Annotated in this window: 11 protein-coding genes; 5 read left to right on the top strand and 6 right to left on the bottom strand. The window is 49.6% G+C overall.

Annotation, left to right across the window (positions count from 1 at the left end):
• Positions 1–53: 53 nt before the first annotated feature.
• From AC5JL3_RS08205 to AC5JL3_RS08190, 4 genes are all read left to right on the top strand, one after another.
• Positions 54–257 (top strand): hypothetical protein, encoded by a 204-nt coding sequence (locus tag AC5JL3_RS08205; RefSeq protein ID WP_496074020.1) that lies wholly within the window; start codon positions 54–56, stop codon positions 255–257.
• Positions 258–491: 234 nt separating this feature from the next.
• Positions 492–635 carry a hypothetical protein gene (locus AC5JL3_RS08200; protein WP_496074019.1) on the top strand — a complete coding sequence of 48 codons (144 nt, stop codon included), beginning with the start codon at positions 492–494 and terminating at the stop codon, positions 633–635.
• A gap of 308 nt (positions 636–943) precedes the next feature.
• The gene (locus AC5JL3_RS08195; RefSeq protein ID WP_496074018.1) at positions 944–2092 is read left to right on the top strand and encodes a hypothetical protein; all 1149 of its coding nucleotides are present in this window, start codon (positions 944–946) and stop codon (positions 2090–2092) included.
• A 38-nt stretch (positions 2093–2130) separates the two neighbouring features.
• Complete coding sequence (locus tag AC5JL3_RS08190; RefSeq protein ID WP_496074017.1) at positions 2131–2304, top strand: hypothetical protein; 174 nt, start codon at positions 2131–2133, stop codon at positions 2302–2304.
• Here the strand turns inward: AC5JL3_RS08190 and AC5JL3_RS08185 are convergent.
• The 5 genes from AC5JL3_RS08185 to AC5JL3_RS08165 all read right to left on the bottom strand — a co-directional run bounded on the left by AC5JL3_RS08185 (position 2288) and on the right by AC5JL3_RS08165 (position 5104).
• A complete protein-coding gene (locus tag AC5JL3_RS08185; protein ID WP_496074016.1) occupies positions 2288–2485 on the bottom strand; it encodes a hypothetical protein in 198 nt (65 codons plus the stop codon). The genes AC5JL3_RS08190 and AC5JL3_RS08185 overlap by 17 nt on opposite strands.
• 25 nt (positions 2486–2510) lie before the next feature.
• On the bottom strand, positions 2511–2744 hold the full coding sequence (locus tag AC5JL3_RS08180) for a hypothetical protein (RefSeq protein WP_496074015.1): 234 nt from the start codon (positions 2742–2744) through the stop codon (positions 2511–2513).
• Entirely contained in the window at positions 2725–2868 is a 144-nt protein-coding gene (locus tag AC5JL3_RS08175) for a hypothetical protein (protein ID WP_496074014.1), read from the bottom strand. The genes AC5JL3_RS08180 and AC5JL3_RS08175 overlap by 20 nt, the downstream gene beginning before the upstream one ends.
• Positions 2869–2900: 32 nt before the next feature.
• Positions 2901–3374 carry a hypothetical protein gene (locus tag AC5JL3_RS08170; protein WP_496074013.1) on the bottom strand — a complete coding sequence of 158 codons (474 nt, stop codon included), beginning with the start codon at positions 3372–3374 and terminating at the stop codon, positions 2901–2903.
• 374 nt (positions 3375–3748) lie between these two features.
• Entirely contained in the window at positions 3749–5104 is a 1356-nt protein-coding gene (locus AC5JL3_RS08165) for a site-specific integrase (protein WP_496074012.1), read from the bottom strand.
• A gap of 289 nt (positions 5105–5393) precedes the next feature.
• Between AC5JL3_RS08165 and dcm the strand changes: the two genes are divergently transcribed.
• Complete coding sequence (gene dcm / locus AC5JL3_RS08160) at positions 5394–8411, top strand: DNA (cytosine-5-)-methyltransferase (protein WP_496074011.1); 3018 nt, start codon at positions 5394–5396, stop codon at positions 8409–8411.
• Here the strand turns inward: dcm and AC5JL3_RS08155 are convergent.
• On the bottom strand, positions 8382–8618 hold the full coding sequence (locus AC5JL3_RS08155) for a hypothetical protein (RefSeq protein WP_496074010.1): 237 nt from the start codon (positions 8616–8618) through the stop codon (positions 8382–8384). The genes dcm and AC5JL3_RS08155 overlap by 30 nt on opposite strands.
• Positions 8619–8657 lie beyond the last annotated feature (39 nt).

Below are 8657 nucleotides of genomic sequence, written 5' to 3'. Positions count from 1 at the left end.
TTTCTCAGATCCTCTTGACAACTGCCAGAAAGCCTTAACTTGTCACCAATGGGGTGGAACAGTTTGCTGATTGTTGCTCCCCTGACTTTGAGCAATCCGTTCTGGCTCGACGGCAGCTTTATGTCGCCATGACTCGCGCTCAGGATGAGTTACATCTGTTTGGCAGCGGTAAGGCAGCAATTCTGAATGAATTGAAGAAGAGTCAAGGGCTTGATGTGATGTACGAGATGGAGATGAATACCCCTGTTGGTACATGACACAATCAGTGTGGTCAGTTTAATGTAATAGTCCGAAGAGTTGGGCGATCGCCACTTTACAATTGAAACTCCACAATTTTTTGCGATCGCCTCAACGGTTTTCCGTCACAGGGCAGTCCTCCACAAGAACCGAAGCAAAGCCTAATCTCATTTAACTGCGAGGGGGGTGCGATCGCATCCCTTACCGACCTTCCGTTAATATTAACGGAAGGTCTAGAACTTTGAGAATTTGAAGTGATGGGAGGTGAGGTGCGATCGCGCTTACCTCAGAAGATGCCAGGTGATTGCATTGAGGGGCAGCACGAATATTGGATTCGATGCGATCGCACCCTCTCTCAAGGCAATGCCAATTCACCTTCATCAAGAATTAACAAATAGGGGGTGACACCCCTCATGCCCAGAGGTAATAATAAGGTTAGTAGATGCACCCTGATGACTAGGAGAGCCGCCTCGTGTGACTCTCTTCTTTTTTTTGCAAAGGCTTTGTCCACCTCAACTGGTTGGATGATGCGATCATTTTAGAGGCTAAAGCCAAGAGAGTTTCCTCCCGTGGTGCAAAATTTTGCACATCGGGAAGCATGGCAAACTTGCGATCGCCTCAGTCAGGCATAATGAGTTCGATGTTAAGTAAGTTGTTGCCGCTAAATGTTTAGCCTGAGATAGACATCCTCTCTTAAACCACTCTCATGAAAAAGAAACGTCCGCAACAACAAGTAACACCCCCAGCCAAGGGATTGAATATTCTTGCACTTAAGCGTTCAGCCTCAATAGCCGAGCCGACACAGGAACAACAAGCCCCGGTATCGATTGAAAAGCTGGAAATAGAGGCGGCACCCCCCCCGGAGCCAGTGGCACACAAACCAGTAGATGAGCTTGCTCCTGCATCTTCTTCCGTTTCCACCTTACTCCCAGAGAGTAATGCGATCGCCTCTTACCCAGAACCGACACCGGAGCCACTACCCGAACCAGTCGCCTCTGACTTAGAACAGAACCCGGAACCAGTAACCGAACCAGTCGCCTCTGACCCCGCTTCGGCGGTCTTATTTCAAGCGGTTGGCATAATCTTCGGTGAGATAACGACCGATGGGGACAAAACTTTTGTGACAATCGGGGAAAAGTCCTATGCGCTCTATTATGCCAGCACCCACAAGTATGCTTATGAGGCGCTTAAAAAAGAGATTACTTGTACCGGGATTACTCAGCAAAAGTTAATTGTCTATCCCAAGATTACTCACTTCCCTGGAGGAAAACAGCCCTACCGCCTAGCATTCCAACTGGCAGGGTTTGTCGGTCACTCGGCATCTGGAGAAGGACTAGAGAGCGTTCTGGAAGAAAACGAATTCAAAATCTGTGGTTTATGGCAGTTCATTCCGGTTTGTCGGGTACCGTGCATCTCAGTGTTTAAAAACTTTGATAAGCAACGGCTTGAGTACATCAAATCGGCACCCTTGGAGAAAAAAGTAAACTTCATGAAGGCATCTCACATTCCCGTACTCTGGCGAGATGCCCCTGTGCCCCCATTCCGGTTCAACAAAAACCTGGATAAAGAGACTCAGGGCAAAGCGTCCTTCGTGCAGATCAAGGCACGGTTCAACAGCGCTAACGACAACTTTGAGTTTATATCGCTTTTAGGAATCCCTTGTGAGTCGGCGCCTAATTACCTAAAAGCTGGTAAGAAGGATAAAGCTGAGGCAGCAAAGACAAAACTTGCTGCGTCAAAAGCTCGGAAGCCCTCGTCCAAGCCAGTTCCAGTCAACAATGCTGCCCTACAAAACGGTGGTGCTACCTCCAAGCCCAAGCCTAAGCCTAAGCTCAAGGTTGTCGCGGATCAATAAAGAGACAACACAACGGCATTTTTCGACCTTCAGCAAATATGAAAGGAAGGTCAGACAGTTTTGGTTGCCGCGATCGCCTCAGTCAACCCAAATACTCAAAAATTCTAATTGGGGGGTCTGTAGATTTGGAGGGTGGGGTTTGGTGCGATCGCTCATTCATGCCCTCCCCACTTCTCCAACTAAACTTCCTACGCATCAATCGGCTGCTGTAACGACGGGTTGGGCGATCACAGTATGCACAACCAGATCTTCCGGTGAATTCACCGGAAGGTCTAAAACTTTGAGGCTTGGGTGCGATCGCCTCAACAGTATTTCGTCGCAGGCATTTCTCCGCAAGAACCGAAGCCGAGCCGAATTTCCTTTAACTGCGAAGAGTGTGCGATCGCACCTCATCAAATATCTCGACCTTCCGTTAATATTAACGGAAGGTCAGCTCTTGCTGCGATCGCGTTGGACTACCGTCTTCGGCACCAATAATTTGATTGAATTCTAAAGATCGCGACGGGGAGAGTAAATTAACCCGGATGAGAAAACTGCCGAGGCTAAAGCAAGGAGACTCCCCTCCCGTGGTGCAAAATTTTGCACATCGGGAAGCATGGCAAAACTTGCGATCGCACCCCAACCACAATCGCCTAATTCTGTTCCCCATCATCCCAAGTAGGAACACTAAGCGAAGTTTCAATAAACTTCCCCTGTAGGGGTACGGAAACTTTGACCGTCGCCAGGATGAGAGGAAGCGATCGCCTAGTTGGCTTGTGAGGGAGAAGCGATCGCACACCCATTCAACTACGACATCAAAGAGCCAGTATTAAACCCACCCCACAACACCTCGGATTTGAGAAACTGCCAGTTCTCGATCAATCTGTAGCCGAGCCTTGACGATCGCCGTATCCGGCTGCTTATACCAGCGTTGCGATCGCAAGCAGAAGCCACTGGCTGTGATTGCTTCCCAGGTGTAGCGAGTGCGGTCAACGACTAGCCATAGTTCGTGTTGGCGATAAGTTTCTTGCGGGAACTTGAGGAGACCTATCTCAGCTAAGACGCTGAGCTTCATCCGCGATCGCTCCAATCGCTTCATCAATTCAAGAAAGCAGTGAGCAGCTCGTCTCGCGTCGTCATGGCTAGGATAACGGTATCGATCTCGTGGCTCGAACTTGAAGTCACGCCCACACAGCACGAACCGGAACTTGCAAGCGGCATCCTCAACAAAGCTGACCCGCCATTGAGTTTTAGGATATTGGACGCTGAAGCCTTGAGGCTGGATTGTGACGGCGGCGGTCATGTAGGGAAATGTTACTAGCGAACAATATCTTAACCGCCTTTTTACCAGTTCGTAACTGCCTACAATGCTGAGATGTAGGGGGCGGCTGTGCCAGTTTTCCCGCGATCGTCTCCACAGCCTTTGCTGCCGTTGCTGAGTGGCGCTCTTCCCGTGCGATCGCGTTGATCAACAAATCAAAACATCACGATGAGGTTTTGATTTGTTGGGTAATGGCGCTTCCCGGCTGGCTCAACCCAGAACTCAGAACCAAATTATCAATTGGCGACCTTCCGTTAATATTAACGGAAGGTCGCCGTGGGGTTAACCTTGGAAAGGAGTAAAGACATCGCTTGTCATTTGAGGATTCAGACCCCACCTGAAAGGTGGTTCCACTCTCACTCCAGAACCTTCGACGAAATCGCGGCAAGCGCATCAAGGGCTAGAGTACTCTGCTGTGGAAGAGCATGACGGGAGTAGATTTTCTGTTGCATTTGCGGGCTATGACCCATCAAGTCAGCCAAAGACTCCATTACTTCCACACTTGCCCCAGAATTCATCAGATGAGCGATCGCCATATCCCGAATCAATTGCGGGTTACAAGCTTTCCCAGTCAAGCGGTAAGCGACTTGCTTAAAAAGACTGGAGAACGTTACTGAGGTAAAAGGTTTGCCATTTTTCTGAAAAAACACGAAATTGTGATTGGGTTCAAAAACCTGCCGCCAACCACAGCGAGTACCCAATGCATCCACATAACCCTGCCATACCCCTTCGTCATCTTCATAGCCAAATAACCAAGCCTCTAGCTCCGGATAATACCACTGTGGAATTGGTATAACACGCTTTTCCCCCAGTTTTGAGTGAGTCTCACTCGTTTTATAATCCTTTGGTTCCAATTCCAGATACCACAGCTCATCCCGCTTCACCAGCGTGCGTCCCAGTTCCAATTCTCTTACCGTGCTCGGTCGCACCGGAATGGCACTGAAAAAGGCAAAAATTAAATATCGTTGAATAGAAGTAGCGATCGCGCTGGTGGAGCGCTGTTGATTGCTCTTATTAATCGGCGTACACTCCGCCTTCAGTTGTTTGACACAATTGAGAAACTCCGGCCAGTCTATCCACTTTGAAGCGTCATTCGCTACCCTTGGAGTTGTTTTCCCCTGTGCCTGGATATCGCTCATCAGCGATCGCAGTTCCTTGAACACAGCTTCCTCCCATCTGGAAGTTTTTCTACGGGAACCGCGCTTTGAAACCTGATGGCTAGAAACAGATTCAAGAAACCTTACTACCCAGACGAGCGCTTTCACCACCTGCAATTCGTAACTCGGAGCCACTTCCCGTTCCAGTCTGAGCCATTGCAGATAATCCTCAACATTTGCCATTGGTAAGCAGGTTGCCTCCTCTTGAGAAGCTTCTTCTGCTCTCAAACCACTGGGAAAAAACAGTTCGCTTACTCTTAAGTGTGAAAGCGGTACAACCGGAGTGCGATGGCGGTGCATCCACCCGAAAAGCAGCCGCACCTGAGTGAGATAGTTGTTAGCCGTCACCGCCGCGATGGACTTCACGCCTTGTGCTTCAACACCAACAGAAGTCATAAACCTGTAAAACTCAGCCAACTCCTGCCCTAACTCTGGCGTAATTTCAGCCTCCGTCAACCCATAACTAGGCTTTTGAGAACGACCAGTAACTCGCCTAGCTTTGAAGTCAGCTTGATGGGAACTCTCGATGGAAGAGGAGTTGGCTTTGGGATTCATGAATTGATAAACGAAACAACAGCTCGGAAAGGAAGAGTTTAAAGGAAGCACTCGCTCCCTACTCTTCCCGTCCAACTCATCCGATTAATAATCTCTCCCCTACACACGCTGAAGGGAACTTTTCTGTCTTTATCCTCAAAAAGCATTGTGCCAAATCCCTGGCAGCGTTCGCATCTATATCCCAGGAAAATTAAAACGATTTTAAGAATGTAAATAATCTCATATAATGGTACTATAGATATAGTAGCCGAGACACCCCACTTCTCTCACCAGCCACTAGCGTTAAACCATGACACAAAGGGTCATCACCGCTCACCAAAAAGCTCCGTCAAATGCTCCCGTTGCTGTGGAGCTATTTGCGGGAGTGGGTGGGTTCTCCCTTGGCATGAAAGCAGCTGGGATAGATGTTGCGTTAGCGGTTGAATCAGACGAACAGACCCTCGCTACCTACGCTCAAAACTTTCCCTCAACGTCCGTTCTCTGTGCTGATGTGCAAGAGCTGACAGGACTTGAGATCCGCCGTCTTCTTGAGGTAGCCCAGAACCAACAGGGTAAGAAGTGGGATGGGAAAATTGGTCTAGTCTTTGGAGGTCCTCCCTGTCAGGGTTTATCAAGGATTGGCAAACGGGATGTGAATGACCCCCGCAATCAACTAATTGCCCATTTCTGTCGCCTGGTCGAAGAACTTCAGCCTACTGCTTTTGTTTTGGAAAACGTTCCCGACTTGCTGCTGCCCAAATACGCAGGTTTAATCGAACCTTCCCTGCAACAGCTACAACAGGCAGGGTACAACACCTGGACTTGGGTTCTAAATGCCTTAGACTACGGAGTCCCTCAAAGTCGAAAACGGGTTTTTATCGGAGGAATTCTTCACCATACCTCTCCCCAGTTGCCAGTGGCAGCATCTCAAGCCGTTATCGTTAGGGACGCGATCGCAGACTTAACGTTTCTATCAGAAGAAGCGTTTCCGCAACTCTTCGATACCGATGAATTGCAACTAGAGGAGAAGCAACCCACTCTGGAAGCTCAGCCTTCCGAGTACAGACTCAAGCTCGAACAGGTATTCCCTTCACCACCCACAACTAATCCTCACCTACTCACGGGCTGTTGCCTCACCCGTCACACTCCATCAGTTGTTGAACGATTCAAGGCTACCGCACCGGGAACGACGGAGCCAGAAAGCCGTTTGTACCGCCTTAAGTGGGACGGAGTTGCTCGAACCTTGAGAGCCGGAACGAGAAGCGACAAGGGACGGCACACCGCTGCACGTCCGATTCACCCCACTCATGCCAGAGTACTCACAGTCCGCGAGGCGGCTCGCCTGTCCTCTTTCCCGGACTGGTTCCGCTTCCATCGTCGGATTTGGCGGGGTATGAGACAAGTTGGGAATGCCGTGCCACCGCTATTGGCGCTGGCGGTGGGGGACGCCATTTATCAATGTCTGACACAACTAGAGGGTGCAACAGCAATGGAGACAGCGACTTTAACTGGCGCGATCGCCTCGGGCACTGAGCTGAGCGCAATCGCACAAATATCGCCCACTCAAAAGCTTGCTCCAGGTGAGCATCAACTAGACCCCAAATTACTCAAACCCCATCCGCGTAACGCCGCTCTCTATGGCGAGGATGAAAGTGTTTCGGACTTGGTGGAATTGATTGGCAACTCCAACTGGCTCAAGCCGCTAGTAATTACTCCTGACTTGATCATTATTAGTGGTCATCGGCGCTGGAAAGCCGCCCTTGAGTTAGGGTGGTTGAGCATCCCCGTAATTGTTAGGGAGTTCAAGGACGCTCTCGCCTCTCTAGAAGCGCTGCTGCTGGAGAATGCTACCAGGGAAAAAACGATTGAGCAGAAGGTCAGGGAAGCGGCATTATGGCAGGAAATCGAGCAGGAAAGTGCAAAACTTCGACAAGGAACCCGTCGAGACATCCAGGAAAATTTTCCTGGATGTTGTGAGCCGTTTGGGCAGTCTCGCGATCATGTGGCAAAACGTGTGGGGTTGGGTTCGGGGAAAAGATACCAGAAAGCCGTTAAAGTGGTTGAGGAAATTAATAAAGCCGTTTCGAGCGGACACCTTACTCGCGCTAAAGCCTTACAAAGTGTTTTGAATCAACAGAGTGTAGACGGGGCGTTCAAGCTGACTCAAAAACCCGTTGCACAGAGCGACCCGATTTTAGAATTAATTGCTAGCGGAGAGGTTCGCACTCCCAAGCAAGCCCAGTCGTTGCTAAAGAATCGGCAACGGTTAAAAGAGCGATCGCTCTTTACTCCAACTCACGAGCCTGACTTGTCCAACTTGCTTTCACATCATCTCACCCTAGAGCCAGGGGGGCTTGTAGAGATTTACGCGCCAGAACTTCCTGACTGGCATCAGCGCCAGGCTCGTATAGAATCAGTGGGTGAGAAGCAGTGTAAGGTATGGAAGCGAAATGTTCAGACGATGGATATGGAACTACGCAGCTTTCCTCATGCTGATTTGACTCCTCTCCCCTTGTCAGAAGTGCCGGAACTCGAAGAAATCAGTTCGCGCCTCAAGGCGTTGTACGAAACAGAACGTCTAGATGCATTTGACCGATACATTTTACAGTCGCTAGAGCGTTGCGTAAATTTGACTCCAACTGAACGGGAATATCTCCATCAAATTGAGTTGAGATATCAGCAAGGACAACAATCAACCCAGAAGGGAACCGGGAATGGGGAACGGGAAACGGTGAGTCGCGAAGCGTTCCCCGTTCCCTCCTTAAACCCGTCAGTCCCTGATGTTACTCCCCTACACGAACACTCAATACCTGTTAGCTCTCCTGATGAATATCGTCTCGAAACCCTTGAGTTTCCTCTACCTCCAACACTCAACGAGATGATTCGCACAGCTAGAGGCGGTTGGCAAGCTTCAGCTAAACAAAAGCGGGAGTGGACAGAATTAATTGCCTCTTACTGTAAGGAAGCGTATCAGTTTCAAGGAAAAATTTGGCTGGAGTATGTCTGGCGGGTGAAGAATTTAGCCCGCGATAATAACAACATTGCCGCCGCGACTAAGTACATTGATGACGGTTTAGTTGAAGCTGGGGTGATTGCAGATGATTCACTCAAATATATCCAGTCTCCAGTCTGCCATTGGTACGTTCAAAGTTGTGAAGATATGGTTACTGTCAGGGTATCCAACCTGCCGATTTACAACGGAGAGCCATTAGCAACAGTCGGTGGGCTTAGCGGAAAGCATTTTGAGCCTGATTGCTCTAGTCAAGAGCGGTACTTCACACCGTTAACTGTATCTGCGTTACCCCTTGGCGCAACTGGCGCTGTCTAGCGAGCCAAGAGTACCGAACGCGCTTGCCCAGCAGCAGTAATCCTGGTGCATACCAACGCGGACAACACCCGAAACCCGTTGCAGTTTCTGCCACAGGAGTGCCTGCAAATCAGTTCGATGGATGCCGATAGCTGGCACTTCATGGCCTGAGACACGTAGGTTCACCAATTCTTTGCCCGTTTGGGATAAGAACTGATAGTTCGTCACCACATTGCCCACACGTAACGCCTCGTTCAACATCCAGGA

Source organism: Symplocastrum torsivum (assembly GCF_059505465.1).
This window is presented reverse-complemented; position numbering and strand designations above follow the sequence as displayed.